Origin of the sequence: Romboutsia maritimum (genome assembly GCF_002251085.2) — a bacterium.
GTDB classification, from domain to species: domain Bacteria; phylum Bacillota; class Clostridia; order Peptostreptococcales; family Peptostreptococcaceae; genus Romboutsia_B; species Romboutsia_B maritimum.
Genome location: NZ_NOJZ02000011.1, coordinates 14,780 through 40,016 on the forward strand (window position 1 = coordinate 14,780; position 25,237 = coordinate 40,016).

The 25,237-nt window shown below is 27.7% G+C and carries 25 protein-coding genes; 6 read left to right on the forward strand and 19 right to left on the reverse strand.

From position 1 onward, the window contains the following. Positions 1–8: 8 nt before the first annotated feature. The 7 genes from CHF27_RS07700 to CHF27_RS07730 form a co-directional block, all read right to left on the reverse strand. Positions 9–1,373, reverse strand: coding sequence for an ethanolamine ammonia-lyase subunit EutB (locus CHF27_RS07700; protein WP_095406433.1), 1,365 nt, complete (start codon positions 1,371–1,373; stop codon positions 9–11). Positions 1,374–1,391: 18 nt separating this feature from the next. Next, the gene (gene eutA / locus CHF27_RS07705) at positions 1,392–2,825 is read right to left on the reverse strand and encodes an ethanolamine ammonia-lyase reactivating factor EutA (protein ID WP_095406434.1); all 1,434 of its coding nucleotides are present in this window, start codon (positions 2,823–2,825) and stop codon (positions 1,392–1,394) included. A gap of 166 nt (positions 2,826–2,991) precedes the next feature. Next, on the reverse strand, positions 2,992–4,386 hold the full coding sequence (locus CHF27_RS07710; RefSeq protein ID WP_095406435.1) for a sensor histidine kinase: 1,395 nt from the start codon (positions 4,384–4,386) through the stop codon (positions 2,992–2,994). Between the two features lie 3 nt (positions 4,387–4,389). Further along, complete coding sequence (locus tag CHF27_RS07715) at positions 4,390–4,965, reverse strand: ANTAR domain-containing response regulator (RefSeq protein WP_095406436.1); 576 nt, start codon at positions 4,963–4,965, stop codon at positions 4,390–4,392. A gap of 21 nt (positions 4,966–4,986) precedes the next feature. Then, positions 4,987–5,415: a EutP/PduV family microcompartment system protein gene (locus CHF27_RS07720; protein WP_095406437.1), complete on the reverse strand. Its 429-nt coding sequence runs from the start codon at positions 5,413–5,415 to the stop codon at positions 4,987–4,989. A gap of 16 nt (positions 5,416–5,431) precedes the next feature. Continuing rightward, positions 5,432–5,782, reverse strand: coding sequence for an ethanolamine utilization microcompartment protein EutS (eutS, locus tag CHF27_RS07725; protein ID WP_095406483.1), 351 nt, complete (start codon positions 5,780–5,782; stop codon positions 5,432–5,434). 274 nt (positions 5,783–6,056) lie between these two features. Further along, on the reverse strand, positions 6,057–7,187 hold the full coding sequence (locus CHF27_RS07730; protein ID WP_095406438.1) for a 1-propanol dehydrogenase PduQ: 1,131 nt from the start codon (positions 7,185–7,187) through the stop codon (positions 6,057–6,059). 546 nt (positions 7,188–7,733) lie between these two features. On the opposite strand from CHF27_RS07730, the gene CHF27_RS07735 reads away from it, so the two are divergent. Both CHF27_RS07735 and CHF27_RS07740 read left to right on the forward strand, forming a co-directional pair. Continuing rightward, complete coding sequence (locus CHF27_RS07735) at positions 7,734–9,215, forward strand: sodium-dependent transporter (RefSeq protein ID WP_095406439.1); 1,482 nt, start codon at positions 7,734–7,736, stop codon at positions 9,213–9,215. Beyond that, positions 9,216–9,317 carry a MetS family NSS transporter small subunit gene (locus CHF27_RS07740; protein ID WP_115976053.1) on the forward strand — a complete coding sequence of 34 codons (102 nt, stop codon included), beginning with the start codon at positions 9,216–9,218 and terminating at the stop codon, positions 9,315–9,317. It abuts the gene before it with no gap. Between the two features lie 155 nt (positions 9,318–9,472). Here CHF27_RS07740 and CHF27_RS07745 read toward each other — a convergent pair whose 3' ends face one another. From CHF27_RS07745 to CHF27_RS07750, 4 genes are all read right to left on the reverse strand, one after another. Continuing rightward, positions 9,473–10,735, reverse strand: coding sequence for a cation:proton antiporter (locus tag CHF27_RS07745; RefSeq protein ID WP_095406440.1), 1,263 nt, complete (start codon positions 10,733–10,735; stop codon positions 9,473–9,475). A 427-nt stretch (positions 10,736–11,162) separates the two neighbouring features. Beyond that, positions 11,163–11,324, reverse strand: a complete 162-nt coding sequence (locus tag CHF27_RS14200) for a hypothetical protein (RefSeq protein ID WP_158534735.1) — start codon at positions 11,322–11,324, stop codon at positions 11,163–11,165. A gap of 33 nt (positions 11,325–11,357) precedes the next feature. After that, positions 11,358–11,522 (reverse strand): hypothetical protein, encoded by a 165-nt coding sequence (locus CHF27_RS14205; protein ID WP_158534736.1) that lies wholly within the window; start codon positions 11,520–11,522, stop codon positions 11,358–11,360. Positions 11,523–11,860: 338 nt separating this feature from the next. Beyond that, positions 11,861–12,805, reverse strand: a complete 945-nt coding sequence (locus CHF27_RS07750) for an L-lactate dehydrogenase (RefSeq protein ID WP_095406441.1) — start codon at positions 12,803–12,805, stop codon at positions 11,861–11,863. A gap of 370 nt (positions 12,806–13,175) precedes the next feature. Here CHF27_RS07750 and CHF27_RS07755 point away from each other — a divergent pair, with 370 nt between their 5' ends. Beyond that, entirely contained in the window at positions 13,176–14,318 is a 1,143-nt protein-coding gene (locus CHF27_RS07755; protein ID WP_095406442.1) for a DEAD/DEAH box helicase, read from the forward strand. Between the two features lie 70 nt (positions 14,319–14,388). Here CHF27_RS07755 and CHF27_RS07760 read toward each other — a convergent pair whose 3' ends face one another. The 3 genes from CHF27_RS07760 to glpK all read right to left on the reverse strand — a co-directional run bounded on the left by CHF27_RS07760 (position 14,389) and on the right by glpK (position 16,610). Next, on the reverse strand, positions 14,389–14,631 hold the full coding sequence (locus CHF27_RS07760) for a DUF1667 domain-containing protein (RefSeq protein ID WP_095406443.1): 243 nt from the start codon (positions 14,629–14,631) through the stop codon (positions 14,389–14,391). Next, positions 14,588–14,899 (reverse strand): hypothetical protein, encoded by a 312-nt coding sequence (locus CHF27_RS14705; protein ID WP_330409777.1) that lies wholly within the window; start codon positions 14,897–14,899, stop codon positions 14,588–14,590. Before CHF27_RS14705 ends, CHF27_RS07760 begins: the two co-directional genes overlap by 44 nt. A gap of 196 nt (positions 14,900–15,095) precedes the next feature. Beyond that, positions 15,096–16,610, reverse strand: coding sequence for a glycerol kinase GlpK (gene glpK / locus CHF27_RS07770; RefSeq protein WP_095406444.1), 1,515 nt, complete (start codon positions 16,608–16,610; stop codon positions 15,096–15,098). A 488-nt stretch (positions 16,611–17,098) separates the two neighbouring features. Between glpK and CHF27_RS07775 the strand changes: the two genes are divergently transcribed. Then, positions 17,099–18,331 (forward strand): LL-diaminopimelate aminotransferase, encoded by a 1,233-nt coding sequence (locus CHF27_RS07775; RefSeq protein WP_095406445.1) that lies wholly within the window; start codon positions 17,099–17,101, stop codon positions 18,329–18,331. Positions 18,332–18,427: 96 nt separating this feature from the next. Here the strand turns inward: CHF27_RS07775 and CHF27_RS07780 are convergent, their stop codons facing one another. From CHF27_RS07780 to CHF27_RS07790, 3 genes are all read right to left on the reverse strand, one after another. Further along, entirely contained in the window at positions 18,428–19,669 is a 1,242-nt protein-coding gene (locus CHF27_RS07780; protein WP_095406446.1) for a peptidase U32 family protein, read from the reverse strand. Positions 19,670–19,902: 233 nt separating this feature from the next. Continuing rightward, positions 19,903–21,303: an NCS2 family permease gene (locus CHF27_RS07785; RefSeq protein ID WP_095406447.1), complete on the reverse strand. Its 1,401-nt coding sequence runs from the start codon at positions 21,301–21,303 to the stop codon at positions 19,903–19,905. Between the two features lie 266 nt (positions 21,304–21,569). Continuing rightward, positions 21,570–21,803, reverse strand: a complete 234-nt coding sequence (locus CHF27_RS07790) for a hypothetical protein (RefSeq protein WP_095406448.1) — start codon at positions 21,801–21,803, stop codon at positions 21,570–21,572. 212 nt (positions 21,804–22,015) lie between these two features. Here CHF27_RS07790 and CHF27_RS07795 point away from each other — a divergent pair, with 212 nt between their 5' ends. After that, positions 22,016–22,498, forward strand: a complete 483-nt coding sequence (locus tag CHF27_RS07795; RefSeq protein ID WP_095406449.1) for a permease — start codon at positions 22,016–22,018, stop codon at positions 22,496–22,498. After that, a complete protein-coding gene (locus tag CHF27_RS07800; RefSeq protein ID WP_095406450.1) occupies positions 22,491–23,030 on the forward strand; it encodes a permease in 540 nt (179 codons plus the stop codon). Before CHF27_RS07795 ends, CHF27_RS07800 begins: the two co-directional genes overlap by 8 nt. 153 nt (positions 23,031–23,183) lie before the next feature. Here the strand turns inward: CHF27_RS07800 and CHF27_RS07805 are convergent, their stop codons facing one another. Both CHF27_RS07805 and CHF27_RS07810 read right to left on the reverse strand, forming a co-directional pair. Further along, positions 23,184–24,449 (reverse strand): sensor histidine kinase, encoded by a 1,266-nt coding sequence (locus tag CHF27_RS07805; protein ID WP_095406451.1) that lies wholly within the window; start codon positions 24,447–24,449, stop codon positions 23,184–23,186. Beyond that, positions 24,433–25,101 carry a response regulator transcription factor gene (locus CHF27_RS07810; RefSeq protein WP_095406452.1) on the reverse strand — a complete coding sequence of 223 codons (669 nt, stop codon included), beginning with the start codon at positions 25,099–25,101 and terminating at the stop codon, positions 24,433–24,435. Before CHF27_RS07810 ends, CHF27_RS07805 begins: the two co-directional genes overlap by 17 nt. Positions 25,102–25,237 lie beyond the last annotated feature (136 nt).

Here is a 25,237-nt window from a genome sequence, read left to right on the forward strand (position 1 = left end):
CAAACCTCCTATCTTAATAATATAGATGCGTCTCCAGCTTTATCAGTTAACTTACCGTTTTTGCTGAATCCCATTTTTTCTAACCATTCATCAAATTCTTTAATTGCTGTTAACCCAAACATTTCTCTTAATGCAGCAGTTTCATGATATCCTGTTGTTTGATAGTTAAGCATTACATCGTCCCCATGAGGTATTCCCATGAAATAGTTACATCCAGCTGTTGTTAATAATATTGATAAGTCTTCTATATCATTTTGGTCTGCTTTCATATGATTTGTATAACAAGCATCACATCCCATTGGGATTCCTGATAATTTACCCATAAAGTGATCTTCTAACCCTGCTCTTATAACTTGTTTTGAATCATATAAATATTCAGGTCCTATAAATCCAACAACAGTATTTACTAAGAATGGTTGATATTTTTTAGCAAATCCATAGCATCTAGCTTCCATAGTGACTTGGTCTACACCATGATGAGCTTCTGAAGAAAGTTCTGAACCTTGTCCTGTTTCAAAATACATTACATTAGGGCCTGTAGCAGTACCTTCTTTAAGAGCTAAATCTCTAGCTTCTTCTAAAGTTTGTGCGCTAAACCCAAAAGCTTCATTACCTTTTTGAGATCCTGCTATAGATTGGAATATAAGATCAGCAGGTGCTCCTTTTTTAATAGCTTCCATTTGAGTTGTAACATGTGCTAATACACAGTTTTGAGTTGGTATTTCAAATTTTTGTTTAACTTCTTCGAATTTCTTTAAAATTGTGTTAACACTTTCAACTGAATCATCAACTGGATTTAAACCTATTACAGCATCACCTATCCCATATGTTAATCCTTCTAAAACAGAAGCCATTATACCATCAGGATCGTCAGTAGGATGATTTGGTTGAAGTCTTGCAGATAAAGTTCCATCTTTACCTATAGTAGTATTACAATGAGCTGTTACTCTTATTTTTTTTGCTCCATAAACTAAGTCCATATTTGACATTAATTTAGCTACTGCTGATACCATTTCAGAAGTTAATCCTCTTGATATTCTTCTTATATCTGCACCTGTTGTGTTTATATCAAGTATCCATTCTCTTAAATCAGCAACTGTCCAGTTTCTTATTTCATTAAATATTTTTTCATTAACAGCGTCTTGTATTATTCTTGTTACCTCATCTATTTCATAAGGTACAGCTGGATTATTTCTTATATCTCCTAAAGTTATATTAGATAATACCACTTTAGCTGCTACCCTCTCTTCTGATGAACCAGCTGCTAATCCAGCTAATTTATCACCAGATTTTTCTTCATTAGCTTTAGCCATTACTTCATTTAAGTTATTAAATTGATATGTTTGTCCAAATAAAATTGTTTTTAAAATCATTGTATATCCTCCTTCCATTTAATTAAAAACTAATGTTTTTATTACTACTGGTAAAACTTTTCCTTCTGCTATTGGTTTTCCAATGTCTATGTAATCTCCATTTTCTACCTTAATACTGTCTATACAAATTATGTCTTTTTCAAAATTTAATAATGAATAAATAGCTTGTCCTAAAACTTTCGCTATATCATTTTCTACAATAATAATTAGTGGTAATTTTCTATCTATAAGCTCTTTCATTCCTTCTAAAAGCCCTTTAGCATAGTCTTGGATTTCAATAAATGTAGGGTTTTTCTTTCCTTCTATTGCTATGGCTACTTTTTGTAAGTCATTTTCAAGCTTAAACCAATTAAGTTTACTTTTTATTGCTTCACTTAAATAGTTACTTCCATTAACCTCATCTTCTAAAGATAACTTCAATATTGGTAAATTTTTAATAGGAAATACTTCATTTGTGTATGTTATTGTACTTCCACTTATTTCTGTTGTATGTGCTCCAGCTCCAACTACAGTTGCCCTTATTGTTTCTATAGATTTTATTATTTGTCTTTGCTTAAATAAATCAGAATTTTTAATAGCTTGACCAAGTAATATACCTATGTCCCCATATTTAAAATAATCATCTATTTCTCCATCATAATAAATATAATCAGCAACCCCACCTGAGAAAGATACACATTTTATTTCTTCATCCAATTTTATGGATTTGTTTGTAACTATAAAGTCGAATAAATTACCTTTAGCTTTCAAACCTATACTCTCAGCTAATAAATCAACCATAATATCTACTATTGGCTTAATATTTTCTTTTGTAGCTACTGTACCAATTTTTATCTCTAGATTATTATCTTGTATTACTTTTTCTATTTTAGGTGATATATAATTTATTTTTTTAGTTGCTTTGTCTACTTTAATAAGCCTTCCGCCTATATCTAAGCATCCAGTATCGCAAACTTCACCTCTTTTAAAAAGAGCTATATTACTGGTTCCTCCACCTACGTCTAGATTTACAACACTTGTAGAATGTTCTTTAGAATATATATGAGCACCAGCTCCTTTTCCTGAAATTATACTTTCTAAATCAGGTCCTGCAGTTGCAACTACAAAATCACCTGCAAATCCACTTAATGTATGTAAAACATCATTTGCATTTTCTTTTCTAGCAGTTTCTCCTGTAATTATTACTGCACCTGTTTGTATATCTTCTTTATTAATTCCAGCTTTAATATATTCTTTATGAACTAATTCCCTAATTTGTTCTCCATTTATTTCATTATTAGAAATTAAGGGAGTAAAGTAGACCTCACTTCTATAAATTATTTCTTTATCTACTATGCTAATTCTAGGTACTGAAAAACTTGAAGCCATATTTTCAACTGTTAGCCTTGAAAATATAAGTTGAGTTGTACTAGTTCCTATATCAATACCTACACTCAAAAGTTGATCCCTCATTCTTTCACCTCCCATATATAAATCAATTTAAAAGAACAAAAAGGCTTAAAGCTACAATAAACGAAATCAAAAACTTTATAAGTATCGTTTATTTATAACCTTAAGCCTCACTGCTCAATTCAAACTACGCCTTTGTAATTTATAGTTAAGAATATAATATTAAATTTTATAATTTAACTTTTAATATAACTTTTGTTCCTTTTTTATCAGAATTTATTTCAATGTCTCCATCTAAAACTCCTTTTGCATAACTATTAATAATATACATTCCTAAGCTTTTTTTATCAACATTGTCCATATTAAATCCTACCCCATCATCTACTATAACAATGTTTTTATAATCTTCATCTGTATTTATAAGTATTTGTATATTTCCACTATCATGATTTTTAAAAGCATGATCATAGCAATTTTGTATCACTTCATTTATAATAAGCAGCAGAGCTGTTGCTTTATCTCCACTTATTTCAAAATCATCGCCAGTAACATATATGTTTATGTTTTTATTATCGTTATATCCACTTTGTATATTACTTATTAATAAATTAATAGATTCTAATACATTTATAGTATTATCATTTCTTTTAGATAATAAATGATGCGTTGATAATATAGTGAATACTCTGCTTATAGTATTTTCTAAACACTGTCTTACATTTTCATCATCAGTTGATCTACTTTGTTTTCTTAACAAGGCTACAACTGTTTGTAAGTTGTTTTTTATTCTATGATGAGCTTCTTTTATAGCTACTGATTTAAATACAAGTTCTTCTTCTTTTTTCTTTTCCTCTGTTAAATCTTGTATTATTTTTACAAGCTTAAATTCTCCATCATACATCTGTAAAGTTTTTATTTTTAAATAATAATCTTTTATTTTTATTTTTTCTTCTGTACTACTAGAACTCAAACTTTTTAGATTTACTATATTCTCAAATTTGTCACACTGTAAAGATAAATCGTCATAATGCATGCCCTTTATCTCTTTTGTATATCCTAAAGATTTATATATATCTGCCGCATTATTGTTTGCAATCTTTAAAATTCCTTTGTTATCAAATATAAAAATTCCTGAATTCAAATGATCTGTAATAACTCTATTTTTATTTATAAGGTTCATAAAATCATCTGAATCTTTTTTATCGTAGCTATTTATTTCAAATTTATTAGTTAATTCTTCACTTATATCTTTTTCAACTATAAGTACAGCTACTACTTTGCTATTTAAGTTTATTGGATGAACTGTTTGTTTAACTAATTTATATTCTTGAGTTAATGCTCTTATATCTTTACTTGGAACACCTGTCTTTAACGTATTAAGAGCTCCTGGTTCATTTTCTTCATATGCTTTTTTTCCAACAACAATATCTTTATATAATGATTTATCATTGGGACTACTATGTGCTACTACTATTGCATATTCTTTGTCTTTACAGAGAACATCTATAAAAACATCACTTTCATGAAACTGAGCTATTAAGTCTAGTGATTTAGATACTTCTATAATCTTTTCTATGTCATGAGAGTTTAAATTTGTATATTCTTTACAAAGATTTTCTATCACTTATTAATCCTCATATCCTATGATAATTATCTTTGCAATTTCGAGCATTGATGTTCTTTTATCCATACTCAGCTTTCTTATTCTATTATAAGCTTCATCTTCTTGTATATTAAACTCTCTAATAAGTATCCCTTTTGCTCTTTCTATTACTTTTCTCTCATCTAGTTTATTTGCTATATTATCTAAATCTTTTTTCATTTTCTCAAATTCATTTACTTTAGATAAACACATTTCAATTGTTGGTATAAATACTTTTTCATTGATTGGCTTTGGTAAATATCCAAAAGCTCCTATATTCTTTGCTCTTTCTATGTATTCTTCGCCTTCACATCCTGTTAATAAAAGAATACCCCCTGCTAAGTTATCTTTTGATATTATTTTACCTGCCTTAATTCCATCTAACATAGGCATATCTATGTCCATAACAACTAATTCAGGTTTAAATTTTTTGCAAAGTTCTATTGCCCCAAAACCATCTGAAGCCTCTCCTACAACATCGTAACCCTTAGCTTCTAGGATATCTTTTACATCCATTCTTGTAATAGGCTCATCATCGACTATTACTATTTTACTATTCATATTTATTTCCCCCAACTAAATTTAATTTAGATAATCTAGTAGCTCAGTTACTCCTAAGCCATCTATAGTGTCAACCTTAAAAATTTCACTTACCCCCGCCATAGTTAATTTTTCTACAGCAAGTTCAATTTCTTCTTTATTTTTAATTTTATTAATTTTAGTTATTATTCCTATCACAGTTTTGCAAAACATTCCTGCAAATCCTGGAGCTATGTAATTTTCACCTTGAGTTGGATCATATACTAACGCTATAATGTCTGCATCTGCTGATGTTACCATTAGTGCACTGTATAATTTTCTATTCTCCATGTATTCTCCAGGTGTATCTATAGAATTATTATATAACTCTACAGATTGAGTTTTTTTATATTTTAATTCTAGTTCGTCAATTTTTTGACATAGTGTGGTTTTACCACTCCCTGTTTTTCCCATAAATATTACTTTTTTCATATTTTGACCTCATCCATTATGACCTAGTTATTTTAGTTAATGTAAAGTTTAAAATATCACCTAATACAGTTAATATTTCATTTAACGCTGATTCTACTGAACTTACATCACCTGATATAACCACAGATCCACTAAACCTATCTATAAATCCTAAGCTAACATCAGATGCTTTTGTTGCTACATCTGCAGCTATTATAGATGCTTCGCTAGGAGTAATAGTCAAAATACCAATGGCATCTTTTTTCTCTACTACCAGTCCTAATTTTTTATAAATATCTTCATTAGGATTTGCTATTATATGTGCCAAAGTAACTTGTTTTCCAGGAACATATTCCTGAACTACTCTTTGTTTCTTTTCCTCAGTCATTTTAGCATCTATCCTCTTTTCTTTTGAATCCAATATTTTACTTATTATTAGAAAAGCTCCCCAATCAAGTGTTTTCTACACTATATCGAGGAGCTTCATTGCTCTTTAAAAGTTCATAACTTCTTTTGCATCACTTCTTTGTGATACTTAAATTATAAATTAGCGTTTTCCTAATGTCAACATTTATTCCACTATTTTTTACTTATTTTTAGTAAATCGAGTTTATTTTCAATAATTTCAGTTTTTTCACTTTTTTATATAATTTTATATAATTTTATTTGATTTTATTTAATATTTTTATAACATCTTCTGTACTTGGTTTTCTTGGATTCGTAATTGTACAAGCATCATTTAAAGCTAAAGTAGCAATTTCACTTTCTAGCGAAGTTAATTGTGAAGATTCTACTTTACATTGGCTTAATGTCATAGGCATATTCATAGACTTTTCAAGTTTATTAATTTCATTTATTAAGCTTTTTACTGCAACTCTAATATTAGAAGATGATAATCCTAATATTTTAGATATATTAGCAAATTTTTTCGCTGCAAATGAATATTCTCTTTGATTATATCCTGAAATATCTGCATTGTATTCTATAATATGAGGTAGTAAAATAGCATTAGCTCTTCCATGAGGTATATGTAATTTTCCCCCTAAAGCATGAGCTATTCCATGATTTAACCCTAAAGATGCTAAATTAAATGCAAGTCCTGCTAAGCAAGAAGCATTGTGCATTTTTTGTCTAGCTACTACATCTTCTCCATCTTTATATGCTTTTATTAAATATTCAAATGCTATGGTAATAGCTTTTTCAGCTAATGCGTCTGAAAAATCAGTTGCATTTGTTGATACATATGCTTCTAGTGCATGAGTTAAAACATCCATTCCTGTATCTGCTGTTATAAAATCAGGAACAGTTTTTACAAGTTCTGAATCAAGTATAGCTACATCTGGAAGTAACTCATCTGAAACTAATGGATATTTAGTTCCTTTTTGCTTATCAGTTATAACTGAAAATGAAGTTACTTCAGATCCTGTACCACTTGTTGTTGGTATAGCTATAAATTCTACATCTTCTATATTTATAATTTTCTTTGAAAGGTTCATTATAGCTTTAGCTGCATCTATTGCAGATCCTCCTCCTAAAGCGATAATAACTTGAGGTTTAAAATTTTTAACTTTTTCAATACCACTTACTATAATTTCTATAGGTGGATCTGGAACTATATCACTAAAAATTTCGTATTCTAATTGATTTAAATTATCCAAAATTTTATTTATAGCACCTGATTTCACCATAAAAGGATCTGTAACTATAAGTACTTTCTTTTCCTTTATAGAGTTTAAATATTTTAGTGATCCTTCTCCAAAACGAATTTTTGTTTTAATATCAAAGCTGTACACGATCTCACTCTCCCTTTAAATGAATACAAAAAAAGCTCCATAGACTCTCGTCTATGAAGCTTCTTTGCTTTAAATTCACATCTTTGTGATACTTTAAATATACTATTTTGAAAATTTCTTGTCAATAAAATTACTAAACTTCTAGATAAATATCTTTTATATACATATTTTTATAATTAAATATTATTATTGACAAATAACAAATATTAGTGTTAAAATCTATAATTAATATAAGAAAAAGGAGGAAATATTATGAAAATTAAAAAATCACAAGTTAAGATAATACCACAATTTAATAGAGTACTCTTATTAGCCGACTTATTTTAGCAATTGTGTTTATGAATAGATAAATTTTATTTATTACTGTCATAGATGCAATTGCTACTTAAGATGATTGCATCTATGACGGCTAATTTTTATTTTGTATATAAAAAGTCTCATAGATTAGTATGGGGCTTTTTTTATATCCTAGGTTAAAAAGTCCCATACATAAGCTATGGGACTTTTTATTTTATATTTATTTAAAATAACTTAGGAGGACTTAAAATGCAAGAAAGTCGAGAACAATGGGGAAGCAAGATGGGTTTTTTACTTGCCGCAATTGGATCAGCGGTAGGTTTAGGTAATATATGGAGATTTCCATATGTAGTTTATTCTAATGGAGGAGGTGCTTTTTTAATACCATATTTTTGTGCTATATTTACAGCAGGAATTCCTCTTTTAATACTTGAATATGGGATAGGTCATAAATTTAAAGGCTCTACACCCCTTTCATTATCAAGAGTTAATAAGAAATTCGAATGGCTTGGATGGTGGCCAATAATTAGTTCTGCCATTATATTATGTTATTATTCAATGATTTTAAGTTGGTCTGTTAAGTACCTAACTTTGAGTTTTAACAAAGGCTGGGGTCAAGATTCTGATACATTCTTTTATAATGATTTCTTAAAATTATCAGAGTCTCCTCTTCATTTTGGAGGAATAGTTTGGCCAATATTAATGGGAATAGCATTAATATGGATTATAAATTGGTTTATATGCTACAAAGGTATAAAAGCTGGAATTGAAAAAGCAAGTAAAATATTATTACCTTGTTTATTAATTATAATGATAATAATAGTTATAAGAGGAGTTACATTAAAAGGTGCAGAAGTTGGATTAAATACATTGTTTACACCAAATTTAGAAAAGATTAAAGATCCTCAAGTTTGGATATCAGCGTATGGGCAAGTATTTTTCTCTTTAAGTATAGGAACTGGTATTATGATGACATATTCTAGTTACCTTCCACCAAAAACAGATATAAATAATAGTGCATTTATGACTGCATTTGCAAATTGTGGATTTGAATTTTTATCTGCTATTGGTGTATTTGCAATACTTGGAGCAATGGCGACTAGTCAAGGTGTCAGTGTAGATGAAGTCGTAACAAGTGGAATAGGATTAGCATTTATAGCATTTCCTAAAGTATTTACAATAATGGGTGTATGGGGAAATATTTTAGGAGTTTTATTTTTTACTTGTTTAATGTTTGCAGGAATCACATCATCAGTATCATTAGTTGAAGCAATTTCAGCATCTATAATTGATAAATTTGGATTAAAGCGTAAAAAAGTTGTTACAATTATGTGTTTAGTTGGATTTTTAATAAGCACAGTTTTTGCAACAAATGCAGGCTTATATTTGCTAGATATTATGGATAATTTTATAAATAACTATGGAATAGTTGTAGTTGGATTATTAGAATCCTTCGTTATTGGTTGGGTTCTTAATCCTAACGTAATAAGAGATCATACAAATGCTATTTCGTATTTTAAAATAGGAAAGTGGTGGAATATAATTATAAAATATATTACACCTACATTATTAACTCTAACACTAATTCAAAGTCTTATAACAGAGTTTAAAACTCCATATGGTGGATATACTTTAACATCATTATTTTTATTTGGATGGTCAGTTATAGCATTTGGAATTATATGTGCAGTACTAATAAGCAAGAAACCTTGGAAAAAGGAGGCTTTATAAATGACAAGTTATGCTATAGCATTTTTGATATTAGGATCGACTATCCTTTTTGGAGGGTTAATGATAACCATAACTATTACTATCAAAAATGAAAAAATGTAAATTAATTTATGATAGATTTTATATATACATAATTTTAATTGTATACAAATAAAATGGATTATCTTAAAATAAAATTTTGTGGTTAACCTACCGCTTGGGCTGAGTATAAATTCTCCCCCCTCTTCGCTAGGTTACTTCACAAAATTTTTATTATTTTAAATATTTTTTAATTCTTCTTTACTTTCCTGCTCCTCTAATAATCCAAGTTTCTTAGCTGCTAGTTTTGTAGTACTTCCTTGTATTATTAAAGTAACTAATATAGTCATAAATACTATAGATGATATTATTTCATACCCTTCTACTTTCATTGCTGATATTATCCCACATAGTGCAGCAGGTATTACCCCTGTTTCTCTAACCCACATCATAAATAATATTTCATTCTTTTTCCACTTAGCTTTTCTATCGAAAATAGTACAAATTAAAACACATATTGGTCTAGCTATAAACATTAATCCTAATACTGAAGCTAGTGAAGGTAAGAAATATTTACCTAAAACTTGCAAATCTACTTGACTTCCTAATATTATAAATATTGCCATTCTACAAATATTCCCTACGGTTTCTGCCACATAATAATCTGCATCATATGATTTTTTAGTTAGCCATATTCTAAAATTCTTCTTATTTCCATTAATTATTCCTACTATGAAACAAGACATATATCCACTTCCACCAAGCTTTGTAGATAATTCATATGCTATTACTACAGATATTATTGATATTATTGGAGCAAAATCCTTAAATATTCCATATGGTTGGTCGTTTACTAATTTTAAAAGTAGGATACCTGTTACTATCCCAATCACAACTCCAACAATAACCATTACGCTTAAATTATATACATTATCTATCAAAGAAAACTTTCCTAATGATATTATAGCTAATACAGCTGAGGTTAATATTGCTCCTGTTGCATCATTAAAAGCTGATTCACTTATAACTGTTTGCTTAACTTTATTATTTATTTTAACCTGATTAAATATAGGAACTAAAGTAGCTGGGTCAGTTGATGCTATTATAGACCCAACAAGTAATGCAGTAATTGTACTAACTTCAAATGTTAAACCTACTATCTTTTGCATAATAAATGCAGATATAAATACACCTAATGTAGATAATAAAAAAACTGATATTTTTACATTCTTTAATACTTTTAAACTAATCTCTTTTCCACCTAAATACAATATAAATGCTGATCCAAAAGTTAATATTAATTGATTTTCCACTTGATATTGGCTTATATTAATAAATTTCATAATTGATGGTCCTATTAATATACCCACCACTAAAAATAATACTACATCTGGTACTTTCATAATTTCACTTAATTTACTACAAATAATCCCCGTCATAGAAACTATTGCAAATATTATCAATAAGTTATTGCATGCAATTGTGTGTATAGACGACTCCATTCAAACATCCCCTTAAATTTACTTTATTATATTATATCACCAAGATTAATTATAGTGATAATAGTTAATTTTACTTTTATTGTCACCATTTTTTTTGTCATTTATATAACAAAATAAAATATTTGTATTTCATATTTTCATTCAGTATAACTATGTACTTTTAGAGATTTATAATTTTTTTAATTTTATTTAGTAATCAAAATTTTAAATTAATTGATTATATTAACAAAATTTAAATTTTATTTTAACAATAGTAAACATATATACAGATAATTACTGCCATTTAATTAACATTTTAATTTTAAACAACAAAAAGGCTGAAAATTCAACAATAACTAAGAATACAAATTCTCATTTGTATCAAAGCTCCCTTGAAATTTTCAGCCTAAATTTTTATTATATAGCCTTAAATAATTATAAATATTTTTTATTTATAATTACTTAATCTCTCTTCCATCTCCTCTTTTGTTTCTTCTTTTATATCTGCATTTATCATAATTTCATCAATAGAGGAACTAATACTCAATACATTTTTAGTAAATTGTAATGCATCTTCATAAGGTCCATTTCTAAATTTATTTTCTGTCATTTACTTCACTCCTCTAGTATTGATTTTATTATTTTAGCATGGAGGAAAATGTTTTTTCTTAGCTAATCTGTCACCTAATACATCTGCTATTTTTTTATTAGAATGAATTTCATTTGCTATTTCTTCTTTTGTATTATTCTCTTTTAAAAGCTTTTCTATAGTTTTATTATTATCTAAAGCTTCTTTTTTGTTTTTCATAATCTTTTTCCTTTCAATATAAATTTACTTCATAACATTAAGTTATCCATATAAACTTCTTTTACTACTATTAATTTTTGTTATTTATATAGATTATTATCATTACTACTATTATTTATTATTATAGTTTTTTAACTTTTTAATCAATTTAGTGTATATATAATTTTTATAAATTAAAAAGTACCTCAATGCATTACACTGAGATACTTTTTTATTTTCTAAAAATTCAAACTTTTTAGCTTTGCCAAAACATTTAATAAATACTTTAATAAATAAAATAGACCATCTTAAGAGTTTAAATATAATTTCAATCTTAAGATGCCCCTTATTTTATTATTTTATAAATCAAGCTTATTTATGTTTTCTTTCATTATATCTATAGATTTATCTAATTTAGCTTTTTCAGTTGTATCTAATGCTAAATGTGTTACCTCTCTAACCCCATCTTTGTTAACAATACTAGGTACTGCTATATAAACATCTTCATGTCCATATTGTCCATCTAAATATGATGATACTGTTAATATACTATTTTCATTTTCAAGTATAGCTTTAGTTATTCTAGTTAAGGCCATCCCTATTCCATAATAAGTAGAATTTTTACATTCAATTATTTTGTAAGCTATATTTTTCACCTCATCTTCTATACTAGATAACTCATCAAATTTTATTTTGCTTTCTTTTCTTGATGCGATTTGATAAATTGGTTGAACCCCACATAAAGCATAACTCCATGCTACAAATTGAGAGTCTCCATGCTCACCCATTACATATGCATTTATATCCTTTGGATTAACATCTAATTTTTCGCTTAATGTATATCTAAGTCTAGCTGAATCTAATGTAGTACCTGATCCTATCACTTTCGATTTTTCTAAGCCTGACAATTTCCACGCAACATAAGTCATTATATCAACAGGATTTGTTGCAATTAATATTATTCCGTTAAATCCTGATTTTTTTATTTCATCAATTATAGACTTCATTATTTTTGTGTTTTTATGTAATAAGTCTAATCTTTTTTCACCTTCTAATTGTACTGCTCCTGCTGTTATACAAATTATATATGCATCTTTACAATCACTATAATCACCTGCATATATTTTCATTTTTCTAGGAGCGAAACTAAGTCCATGATTTAAGTCTATAGCTTCTCCATGAGCACGATCTTTGTTAATATCTATTAATACTAATTCTTCACATGTCCCTTGATTTAACATAGAGTAAGCATAACTCATTCCAACCATTCCCGTTCCAACTATAACTACTTTATTTTTTTTCATTTTATCCTCCTACTTAAATGTCTTGTTTGTCTTTCCTTATTTATATATTGTAACAATATTTCAACAAAAAAATCTTTAATATTGTTTTTAGATACTCTTTAAAAAATTATAATATCTAATTTTATCATATTATGTAAATTTTTAGTATTAATATTATATATTTTCATTGTTTTTTCTTCAATTTAATATAACTAAATTTCTTTATTTATTGCTATTACTAAAGTTTTCTCCTTATATTTGTCTATAATTTGATTATATTTAGAGATTTGAATTATTTTATATGAAAAATTTAATAATAAGTGTATAATTAAGTATACTAATATGGAAACTTATATTAATTTCCTGTATTTCAATATAAAAGGAGTTTAGAATGAACACATTTGAACAATTAAATTTAAATAACAAACTAATAGATGGATTAAAAAAACAAGATATAACTTCTCCTACAGAAGTTCAATCTTTAACATTTAAAAATATACTAGAACACAAGGATATACTAGCTAATGCACAAACTGGAAGTGGTAAAACTTTAGCTTATCTTTTACCTATGTTTGAAAAAATAGATACAACTAAGAGAGAAACTCAGGTATTAATACTTGCTCCAACTCATGAATTAGTAGTTCAAATAACTAATCAAATTAGTTTACTTGCTGATAACTCAACTATACCTGTAACATGTCTTCCTATAATAGGAGAAGTCAATATTCAAAAACAAATAAAAAATATAAAGTCAATAAAGCCTCATATAGTAGTAGGTTCTTGCGGAAGGGTACTAGACTTAATTAAGCAAAAGAAATTAAAAGCTCATAATATTAAAACTATAATATTAGATGAGGTTGATAGTTTGCTTAGTGGTAAAAACATATCTGTTGTTAAAGATATAATAAAATGTACTTTAAGAGATAGACAATTATTAGGATTTTCTGCTAGTTTAAATGAAAAAACAATAGATATATGTACTGACTTAATGAAAGAACCCGTTGTTATAAGGGCAACTAAAGAAATGACTATTAACCCTAAAATAAATCATATGTATTTATTAGGTGAAAAAAGAGATAAATTTACATTACTTAGAAAAGCTTTAGCCTCAGCTAATCCTAAAAGAGCTATAGTTTTCGTAAATAATGAAGAAAGTATAGAAGTTATAACATCTAAATTAAACTATCATGGATACAAAGCTATAGGAATATTTGGTCAAATGACTAAAGAAGATAGAAAAAATGCTCTTAATAAATTTAGAATTGGTAAAGCTAGAGTTTTAGTTTCATCTGATTTATCTGCTAGAGGGCTAGACGTTGTTGATACTTCTCATGTATTTAATTTAGATTTTCCTGGAAGTAAAAATGAATATATTCATAGAGCAGGTAGAACTGCTAGAGGTAATAGAAAAGGCGATGCTATATCTATAGTTACTAAAGCTGAACTAGCTGATATAAAAAGATACAAAAGAGAGTTTAATATAAACATTAAACCTAAAACTATAAAAGAAGGTACCATAATTGATGCTAAATAAATAAATTAAACTAATAGGGTGCTAAAATTTTGTTTCTAACTTAACTAAATTTTAGCATCCTATTAAAATTTTATAAGATAGCCTCTAAAGTTTTAGTAGCAACTATATCTACACCTATTCCTAACACATTTTCAACTATTATATCTCCAACATTTACTGGTGCTTTTACTTTGACATCATCTAAAACTTCCATTATTTCAAATATCTTTTCTTTAGGAACTGAATCTCTAGTTTTTACTGGTAATAAATTTAAATAAGTATCACTTATACTATATATTTTCTTTATTTGCCATCTGTATAAATTTTCCTGCATATTCTGGATCTGTTAATTCTTCTTTAAACTCATGTAGTCCAAATCCATTGTGTATACATTGATTTAATATTCCTCCAAGATCTCTATCTCTTTCAATTATAAGTACTTTCTCTGCTCCATTTTTCTTTGATTCTATAGCTGAACCTAGCCCTGCTGGTCTATTTATAGCATCTACTATCTCTGCTTCTGTAACAGTTTCATATCTACAAATAACCTTTTTATATTTTTCATCTTTTTTAATAGCTTCTCTTCTTTCATCTTTAGTCATTAATACAAATGGCTTTTCTTTCTAATAGGGTTAAAGTTTTCTTTTCCAACTAAGTTAGTACCTTCTCCTATAATTGCTACATCATACATCACTTAGTCCACCTTGCATATATTTATTTATAAAAAACAGAGACCCCCCTATATATTTTATATAGAAGGCTCTCTCATTCTCTTGCCTATATTAATATTTTTAGCATTTATAATTCTTCTTCATCTTCTTTTGCCCATTGTAGAGATCTTTTAACTGCTTTTTTCCATCCTCTGTATAATTGATTTCTCTTTTCTTCTTCCATAGATGGTACAAATTTCTTATCTATATTCCATTTATTTTTAATATCTTCTTTACTTTTCCAAAATCCTACTGCTAATCCAGCTAAATAACAAGCACCTAAAGCAGTTGTTTCTATAACTTGTGGTCTATATATTTCTGTATCTAATATGTCAGCTTGGAACTGCATTAAGAAGTTATTTGCACAAGCTCCTCCATCTACTTTTAACCCTTTTAATTCTATTTTTGAATCATCTTGCATAGCTTCTAATACATCTTTTGTTTGATAAGCTATCGATTCTAAGGTTGCTCTTACTAAATGCTCTCTATTAGCACCTCTAGTAAGACCCATTATAGCTCCTCTTGCATACATATCCCAATGTGGAGCTCCTAAACCTGTAAATGCTGGAACCACATAAACACCATTAGTATCTTCTACAGAACTTGCATAAAATTCACTTTGTTTTGCATTATATATTATTTTAAGTTCATCTCTTAACCATTGTATCGATGCTCCTGCTATAAATATACTTCCCTCTAGTGCATACTCTACTTTACCATCTACACCCCATGCTATTGTAGTTAAAAGTCCATTATTAGATTTTACAGGAGTTTGACCTGTATTCATTAACATAAAACATCCTGTTCCATATGTGTTTTTAGCAACTCCCTCGTCAAAACACGCCTGACCAAATAATGCTGCTTGTTGATCTCCTGCTGATCCTGCTATTGGTATTTCAGCTCCTGCTAACATTTCCTTATCAGTATATCCATAAATTTCACTAGAAGGTCTTACATCTGGTAACATGCTCTTTGGTATATTAAGTTCTTCAAGTATTTCATCATCCCATTTTAATTCTTTTATATTATATAACATTGTTCTTGATGCATTTGAATAATCAGTTACATGTACCTTTCCACGAGTTAAATTCCATATTAACCACGTATCTACAGTCCCAAATAATAAATCTCCACTTTCTGCCTTTTCTCTTGCACCTTCAACATTATCTAGTATCCATTTTATTTTAGTTCCACTAAAGTAAGCATCTATTAAAAGACCAGTTTTTTCTCTTATACTATCTTCTAATCCTTTATCTTTTAGAGCTTCAGATATATCTGCTGTTCTTCTACATTGCCATACTATTGCATTATATACTGGTTTTCCAGTATTTTTATCCCAAACTATAGTAGTTTCTCTTTGGTTTGTTATCCCAATACCTGCTACTTCATCTGGTCTTATTCCTGACATTTCTAAAACCTCTCTCATAACACCACTTTGAGTCGCCCATATTTCCATCGGATTATGCTCAACCCAACCTACTTGTGGATATATTTGAGTAAATTCCTTTTGTGCTGTATTAACTATATTTCCTTGTATATCAAATATTATAGCTCTTGAGCTAGTAGTTCCTTGATCTAATGCCATTATATATTTCTTTTCCATTCATAATTCCTCCTATATTTTCGTATTATAACGTTTATTTCATAATTTTAAAAGTACTTATAATGAAAATTTGGATTTTTATTTTGCTTCTTCTACTAGCTCCTCTTTAGCTAAATATTTTTTTATACATTACTTATCCCCTTTATTTTCTTAACGCAAAAAAGAGAGAACTATTGAATTTGTTGTAGATACAGCCATCTCTCCATGTTATAAAACTTGCATTATTTCTATAGTCCCTGGTGTTACTTTTTTTAAGCTCTCTAATGCATTTTCAAGAGATAAACTATCTAAGTTGTAACTATCCCATCTATTTGAAGTTCTTTTTTTTATAATCTACTATCACTGGATTTGGTGCTACACCTGATACTATATCTAGATGAACAAAAACTTTTTTTCTACAAATTATTCTAATCTTAATTAAAATAACTGTATCAAATTTAAAATATATAAATATTATATATTATATCAGAATATTTGGAGGAAATAAAATGGACAGTATAGATAGCATTGTTGCTAATCGTTTTGGAAACTTATCTTTTTTTTCAACTAGTAGTAGGTTATATAAATTCGAAAAAATAAAAAATATAACTACACGTGTTAAATTAAAACACCCTAATATAAATCTAATTGATATGGGTGTTGGAGAACCAGATAAAATGGCTGATGAATCAATAATTAATATCCTTAATTTAGAAGCTAGAAAGCCTGAAAATAGATTTTATGCAGATAATGGTATACTTGAATTTCAAGAAGCTGCATGTAAATATATGAAAAACATCTATAATATAGATTGGTTAACTACAGAAAATATAATACATGGTATTGGTTCTAAATCAATTTTATCAATGATTCCCCTAGGATTTATAAACCCTGGTGATATATGTTTAATGACCGTTCCTGGATATCCTATCCTTGGAACATATACCAAGTTTTTAGGTGGAGAAGTTTATAATCTCCCTCTTTGCGAGGAAAATGGATTTTTTCCTGATTTAGAAAACATTCCTAAAGATATATTAAAAAAATCTAAGTTACTTTATATCAATTATCCTAATAACCCTACTGGTCAAGTTGCTACTAAAGAATTCTATGAGTATGTAGTTAATTTTGGCAAAAAAAATAATATTTTTATTATTTCAGATTTAGCTTATGGTACTTTAACTTATGATGGTTATAAACCCCTGAGTATATTTAACATAGATGGTAGCATTGATATTTGTATGGAGATACATTCTCTTTCTAAGTCATTTAATATGACTGGGTGGAGATTAGCTTTTGTCGTTGGTTCTAAAAAAGCAATTAAGTTATATTCTACAATAAAAGGACATACTGATTCTGGCCAATTTAGAGCTATTCAAAAAGCTGGTGCTTATGCTCTTGACAATTATTACCTTACCGATATAAATCGTGAACGCTATTCTAGAAGATTCAATTTACTAGTTGAAGTTTTAGAGGAAGTCGGTTTTAAAGCAAAAAAACCTAAAGCAGGATTTTACTGTTATGTACCTATTCCTAAAGGTGTAAAAAAAGGTATCAGATTCAATAGTGCTGAAGAAGCCAGCTTATATATCTTATCTAATTCTCTTATATCAACTGTACCATGGGATGATTGTGGTGCTTTTTTAAGATTTTCTGTTACTTATGATGCTGACAATATTGAAGATGAACTAATTGTCATGAATGAGTTGAAATTGAGGTTAATATCTTTAAATTTAGAATTTTAAATTATCTTTATAATTAAATTAACTGACTTAAAATACTATTTAATCTTTACATTTAGTATTTTGAGTCAGTTTCATTTTTTATTTACACTAAGTTATCTATACAGTAGTTATAGAAGCTATAGGTTTTCTTAATATATAGTCTTTGCCTACTTCTATATCTAATTTCATTTTAACAACTTGTCTTGCATGAGGAGCTGACTTTATTGGTTCTCCTTCTTCATTATACATTTCTAATATTGTAGCATGCATAGTTTCTTTAAATGGTCCTATGATTTCTATCTTATCGTTTACAAACATTCTATTTCTTTGTTCTACTATTACAAGTCCAGTTTCTTCTTCATGACCTTTAACTATGCCTACAAAATCATAATTTCTTATATACGATGCTGATTTATAGTTATGTGCATTAGAATCTGGTCTATCAAAGAAGAACCCTGTACTATAATCTCTATGACTTCCCTTTTTAAGTTCTTCTAACCAAATAGGATTAAATTTCCAATTATCTGGATCTTTATAATATTCATCTATCGCCATTCTATATGCTCTAACTGTAGTTGCTACATAATAAGCCGTTTTCATTCTACCTTCAATTTTAAGACTTGTTATTCCACTTTCAAAAATTTCTGGAATATATTTTATCATACATAAGTCTTTTGAATTAAAGAAAAATGACGCATCTATTCCTTCAATTACCGGTTCATAATTTCCTGGAGTTTCCTCTTTAACTAAAGTATACTTCCATCTACAAGATTGTGCACATGCTCCTCTATTAGCATCTCTTCCTGTTGTATAATTACTTATTACACATTTCCCTGAATAAGACATACACATAGCTCCATGAACAAAAGCTTCTATATCCATATCAGCTGGAGTATTATCTCTTAATTCCTTTATTTCTTTAAAAGACAATTCTCTTGCCATTACTACCCTTTTGGCACCTTGATTATACCAAAAGTTTGCTGCACCTGAATTTGTTGTGCTAGCTTGAGTACTTATATGTATTTCCATATTTGGAATAGTTTGTTTTACTATAGTAAACACTCCTGGATCACTAACTATAACCGCATCTACACCTATTTCTTCAAGTTCTATTAAATACTTTTGTAATTGTTCTAATTCTGCATTTCTAGGTATTATATTTACCGTAACAAAAACTTGCTTTTCTCTTTCATGAGCAAAGTTTACACCCTCTTGCATATCTTCTTTAGTAAAGTTTTTGGCAGCAGATCTCATACCAAATATTTCTCCACCAATATATACTGCGTCAGCTCCATACGTAAAAGCTATTTTTAATCTTTCTAAGTCACCTGCTGGTGCTAATAATTCTACTTTTCTCATCTGTTCTCCTTTGTTTCTATATATTTTCATAGCCTAAAGGCCTAAATAAACTTATGTTATAATATATTCTTCAAATACAACACTATAAAAATCATTTTTTATAGTTTTACCATTTATACAATCCATATTATATAATATCATTTTTATTAATTTTTTTATACCTATATTTAAGCATAAATATTAAAGAGGATATTTCAATATTTAAAAATTTAATGAAATATCCTCTTTATATTTTATAAAAATATTAGTTTAATCGCAAATAAAATTGCTAAAGCCACCATAATAATAGATACATTTTTTTTATCTTCTTGTTTTTTAGTTCTAAATACATTATATAATATATTTATACACACATATGATAATATACCTAACGTAAGTCCATCACCAATACTATATGTAAGTGCCATAGTTGCAACTGTAATAAATGCAGGAACACCTTCAGTAATATTATCAAACTCAATTCCTTTAACTGCTCCAAGCATTAAATATCCAACATATATTAAAGCTGGTGCTGTTGCACACCCAGGTATTGATATAAATATAGGAGAAAAGAACATTGCAATTATAAAAAGTATTCCTACCGTTATTGCAGTCCATCCTGTTCTTCCACCTGCCACAACACCTGTTGAGCTTTCTACATAAGTAGTAACTGTAGATACTCCCATAAAAGCTCCTGTTGTAGTTGCTATAGCATCTGCTAGTAATGCTCTTCCTGCATTAGGAACATTTCCTTTTTCATCTAACATATCCGCTTTAGAACATACACCAACTAATGTTCCAACTGTATCAAAAAAATCAACAAATAAAAATGTACATACTACTGCTATAAATGTACCTATGTTTCCTGGATGGAAAATATATTTAAAATCAATCTTTCCAGCTATAGGTGCCATACTTTCATATTTAAATATTCCTTTTGGCAAATATATTCCTAATTTTTGTGCATATTCAGGATTAATTAATGCAAATCCCCATGCAATTAACGAACTTATTACTATTCCATAAAGTATAGAACCTCTTACACTTTTTTTATCTAAAACAGCAATTATTACTAACCCAATACAAGATATAATTACTGTTGGAGTAAATGTTCCCATTTTTACAAGTGTAGCTTCGTCACCAACTACAAGCCCACACCCTACTAAACCTATAAATGCTATAAATATCCCTATTCCACCAGTTACTGCTAGCTTCATATTTTTAGGTATTGCATTTACCACTGCTTCACGTACTTTACATAAAGATAAAATAATGAAAATTATACCTTCTACAAACACTGCTGTAAGTGCTATTTGCCAAGAAATACCCATTTTTAAGACAACTGAAAATGCAAAGAATGCATTAAGTCCCATACCTGAAGCTAATGCAAATGGAAGATTTGCTATCAACCCCATTAATATACATCCAAATCCAGCCGCCAAACATGTTCCTGTAACAAGAGCTCCTGCTGGCATTCCCGTTTTTGATAATATGTTAGGATTTACAGCAATTATATACGCCATAGTTAAAAATGTAGTTACACCTGCCATAACTTCTTTTTTCATGTCAACTTCATTGTTTGATAAAATAGGAAAAATCTTTTGAATTGCAGTCAATTCCTTTGTTGTTGTCAAACTCCCTTCTGTTGTTTGCATAACAACACCCCCATTAAATTTTTAAAATATATTGAAAATAAGATTTGAAACATTATGATATTTTTATAAAGATTTTTTATATTTATATTAAGTGTTTACGAATATTATTGTAGTATATATACATTTCACTGTCAACTAATACGTATAAAATGTATTCATAATCATTTTATTATTCGATTTTTTAATTTCAGGAATGATTTTTTAACCAATATCAAAGTGTATAATTAATAAACTGTACCCAATGAGTACAGTTTATTAGATTTATATTATTTAAAATTTTGTTTATTTTCATTTTCCATTTGATTTTCTAATTCCTTTGAAACCTTCTTTTGTTCATATTTATCTTTCATATCTTCTACTTTCATTTCTACTGATGATTTCAGACCCTCTGCATCTGCTTTAAGATCTTTAGCTGTATGTTTTAATACGTGTCCTGCTTTTTCAAATCCTTTCGATACATCTTCCTTCATATTTTCCATGTCTCTTTTTAATCTATCCATTATTTGACCTCCTATATAATAAAAGTTTGTATTATTTTTTCCAAAATACTACACATTATTTATATTATTAGTGAATTTCTCATATTCTATGTACATAAACACTAATTTCATAAATATAAGTTGTAGATTTAACCAAACTTTATTTCTAATAAAATTAACTAATTTCTATTATCATTCATAACATATAATATATTTTTATAGGGGGTATATAAATGACATCTTTTATTTTGTACGGACTTGCCATAGTTCTTTTTACAGTTTCATTTATAAAAGATAAAGCTAAATCAAAAAAAGCATTAAAAAATGCGGCTAAATCCTTTGAAAATATAATGCCTCAATTTCTTACTATAATTGTAATAGTTGGAATAATTTTAGCTGTATTTGATGCAAAAACTATTTCAGATCTTTTAGGAAAAGAATCTGGTCTTTTAGGTATAACAATATCTTCTATCGTAGGTTCCATCGTTATGATGCCTACATTTGTTGCTTTTTCTACCGGAAATAGTCTTTTAAACTATGGTGCTGGATATGCTCAAGTTGCAGCTTTAGTGTCTACGCTTACATTAGTAGGTATAATGACTTTCTCTCTAGAATCAAAATTTATCGGTAAGAAGGCTGCTTTTTACCGAAATTTCATAGCATTTTTATTTTCTTTTATAGTTGCTTTGATTTTTGGGGTGGTGCTTGATGGGTAATTTAAAATTTATTTTAAATCGATATAAGTATTTCTTAATATCTCTTTTAGTTTTATTTTTTATCTTTTTGATTAATAAAAATTTAAGTATCAAAGTTTTCAAAATATCAAAATCTAGTATGTTTCAAATGCTTGCTGTTTTACCGCCTATTATGCTTTTACTTGGATTAATGGATGTTTGGGTATCTAGAGAATCTATGATTAAGTTTATGGGAGAAAATTCAGGAATTATGGGAATAGTTTTATCTATCTTAATAGCATCCTTTGCTGCTGGTCCAATGTATGCTGCATTTCCCTTCACAGCAGTTTTATTAAAAAAAGGTGTTAAATTTTCTAATGTAATAATTTTTATGAATGCATGGTGTGTTGTTAAATTATCTACACTATTATTTGAAATTGGTGCACTTGGATATAAATTTACAATGATTAGGTTATTTATTGATATACCTGGAGTTATTATTATGGGATATTTAGTTGATTATTTTGTAAACAAAAAAAATCCTACAAAATTTGTTTTGCAGGATAATAAATAATGATTATAATGATAACTCCATTTGAGAATGTGAGGGAGGGTTATCATTATAATCTGGTAGTATATTATATTTTTAAGCTAGTCTTTTATACTTAATATAATATATCTCCTATATGAATTTATTGTGAGTTTTTTATGAATCAAAATTGAAATTTCAAAAAATAACCGAAAATACAACACAATTAGATTTGTTTTTTATATTATATTCAAATCCATGACTTTTTAAAATTTGACCTACTATATATAATCCAAGTCCACTTCCTCCTGTTTTTCTAGAACGAGATTTTTCTATTCTAAAAAAAGGATTAAATATTTCACTTAAATATTGCTCCTCTATTGTAACTCCTGTATTTTCTACTTCTAAATATATCTTATTTGATGTGGTACGCTTAGATTTGGAATTCTTTTTATAAAGTCTAATAATTAAACTCTGTCCTTGAGGAGAATATTTTATTCCATTATTAATTATATTATTTATAGCCTTAGTTATTTTTTCTTTATCTCCTTTTATTTCTAAATTGTCTTGTATCTCTAGTATCGTACTTATATTTTTTTCTTCGATTAAAAATAATTGTCGTTTTACTAACTTATTTAAAAGAGTACTTATTTCTATCGTGGTTAAAGTTAAACTTCTTTCTAAAATTTCAGATTTTGATATTTCTATCATCTCATTTACTAAGTCTTTTAACTCCTGTGTACTGTCATAACATTTTTTAAGATAAATATCTCTATCTTTGTATTTTCCTACGTTATAAATCATACCCTCTAATTGACCACTAATTATTGTTATCGGAGTTTTTAATTCATGGGATATAGTAGCTACAAAGTCTTTTCTTCTTTTTTCTTCTTCTCTTTCACTGTTTATTATATTAATCAATGGCTTTGTTATTACTTTTGAATATATGTATGCTCCTATTATACCTATTATAGCTGCAACAAATATAATATAAGGCATTAGATTTCTAATAACCGAATTAGCCTCATCTATAGGTTGCAGGGGCATAATTATATCTAAGTTATATGGTAATTCACTATCTCTAGTTTTTATAAAAGTAGAAACTCTATATTCATCTTTTCCACTTCTTAATATATAATTTCTATATTTAGATAATAAAATTTCGTTTTTGCCATGTACTACTCTTCCAGTATAATCTCTTAATAAAATAACTAAGTTTTGGTCCTTTGACATATAATAAAGTCTCATTTTTAAAGTCTCAGTATCATAATTCCCTGAATCTTCTTGTAGTGTTTTTAAGCTCTTATCCAAAATATCTATTTTATATTTATGATAATATGATGGTAATAAACAATATAATATTAAATAAATTATCATTGCTAAAGCTATAAGTAATCCAGTAGTTATAGAGAATAGTTTATATTTTATACTTAACTGTTCCCATTTATTAAATATTTTTTTCAAGAGTATATCCAATTCCCTTCACAGTTTTTATATATGGTAAAGTTATTTTTTTTCTTATATTTTTTATATGTGCATCAACTATTCTAGTGTCTCCATAATAATCATACCCCCAGATACTATCTAAAAGGCTTTCTCTTGTTATAACTTGAGGATATTTTTGTATCAAAGTCTTTAAAATATTAAATTCTTTTAATGTTAATTCAATATTATTTCCATCTATACTTGCCATATATGTATCTAAATCAAGTCTTAATTTTTCAAATAAAATAAATTTACCATTATCACTTTTACCACTTCTTCTTAAAATAGCTTCTACTCTTTTTATAAGTAAATTAAATGAAAATGGTTTTGTTATATAATCATCACATTCTAATTCAAAACCTTTTAACTGGTTTACTTCCTCATTTAATGCAGTTAAAAATATTATTGGTACATTTGAAGATTTTCTTATCATCTTGCATGCAGAGTATCCATCTAAATTAGGCATCATTATATCTAATATTATTAAATCGTATTCTTTCTCTTTAAATTTTTTTACTCCTTCTAATCCATCATTTACATAATTTACATCATATCCTTCTGCACTTAAAAATTCTACTATCAACTCTTGTATACTTGCATCATCTTCAACAACTAATATAGATTCGCTCATGTTTATACTCTCCTATTTTAAATTATATATATAAATATTATTTTATATATATGAAATTAATATGAAATTTTTTGGTACTATCCTTATATCTCGACCAAATAAAATCTATTATTTTATAGACATACTTAAGTCTACA

Bases quoted from the DNA above. Each gene is read 5' to 3' on its own strand.
- CHF27_RS07700 (WP_095406433.1), bottom strand. From the start codon at position 1,373: ATGATTTTAAAAACAATTTTATTTGGACAAACATATCAATTTAATAAC.
- eutA (WP_095406434.1), bottom strand. From the start codon at position 2,825: ATGAGGGATCAACTTTTGAGTGTAGGTATTGATATAGGAACTAGTACA.
- CHF27_RS07715 (WP_095406436.1), bottom strand. From the start codon at position 4,965: ATGAATAGTAAAATAGTAATAGTCGATGATGAGCCTATTACAAGAATG.
- CHF27_RS07720 (WP_095406437.1), bottom strand. From the start codon at position 5,415: ATGAAAAAAGTAATATTTATGGGAAAAACAGGGAGTGGTAAAACCACA.
- eutS (WP_095406483.1), bottom strand. From the start codon at position 5,782: ATGACTGAGGAAAAGAAACAAAGAGTAGTTCAGGAATATGTTCCTGGA.
- CHF27_RS07735 (WP_095406439.1), top strand. From the start codon at position 7,734: ATGCAAGAAAGTCGAGAACAATGGGGAAGCAAGATGGGTTTTTTACTT.
- CHF27_RS07740 (WP_115976053.1), top strand. From the start codon at position 9,216: ATGACAAGTTATGCTATAGCATTTTTGATATTAGGATCGACTATCCTT.
- CHF27_RS07745 (WP_095406440.1), bottom strand. From the start codon at position 10,735: ATGGAGTCGTCTATACACACAATTGCATGCAATAACTTATTGATAATA.
- CHF27_RS14200 (WP_158534735.1), bottom strand. From the start codon at position 11,324: ATGACAGAAAATAAATTTAGAAATGGACCTTATGAAGATGCATTACAA.
- CHF27_RS14205 (WP_158534736.1), bottom strand. From the start codon at position 11,522: ATGAAAAACAAAAAAGAAGCTTTAGATAATAATAAAACTATAGAAAAG.
- CHF27_RS07750 (WP_095406441.1), bottom strand. From the start codon at position 12,805: ATGAAAAAAAATAAAGTAGTTATAGTTGGAACGGGAATGGTTGGAATG.
- CHF27_RS07755 (WP_095406442.1), top strand. From the start codon at position 13,176: ATGAACACATTTGAACAATTAAATTTAAATAACAAACTAATAGATGGA.
- CHF27_RS07760 (WP_095406443.1), bottom strand. From the start codon at position 14,631: ATGCAGGAAAATTTATACAGATGGCAAATAAAGAAAATATATAGTATA.
- CHF27_RS14705 (WP_330409777.1), bottom strand. From the start codon at position 14,899: ATGACTAAAGATGAAAGAAGAGAAGCTATTAAAAAAGATGAAAAATAT.
- glpK (WP_095406444.1), bottom strand. From the start codon at position 16,610: ATGGAAAAGAAATATATAATGGCATTAGATCAAGGAACTACTAGCTCA.
- CHF27_RS07775 (WP_095406445.1), top strand. From the start codon at position 17,099: ATGGACAGTATAGATAGCATTGTTGCTAATCGTTTTGGAAACTTATCT.
- CHF27_RS07780 (WP_095406446.1), bottom strand. From the start codon at position 19,669: ATGAGAAAAGTAGAATTATTAGCACCAGCAGGTGACTTAGAAAGATTA.
- CHF27_RS07785 (WP_095406447.1), bottom strand. From the start codon at position 21,303: ATGCAAACAACAGAAGGGAGTTTGACAACAACAAAGGAATTGACTGCA.
- CHF27_RS07790 (WP_095406448.1), bottom strand. From the start codon at position 21,803: ATGGATAGATTAAAAAGAGACATGGAAAATATGAAGGAAGATGTATCG.
- CHF27_RS07795 (WP_095406449.1), top strand. From the start codon at position 22,016: ATGACATCTTTTATTTTGTACGGACTTGCCATAGTTCTTTTTACAGTT.
- CHF27_RS07800 (WP_095406450.1), top strand. From the start codon at position 22,491: ATGGGTAATTTAAAATTTATTTTAAATCGATATAAGTATTTCTTAATA.
- CHF27_RS07810 (WP_095406452.1), bottom strand. From the start codon at position 25,101: ATGAGCGAATCTATATTAGTTGTTGAAGATGATGCAAGTATACAAGAG.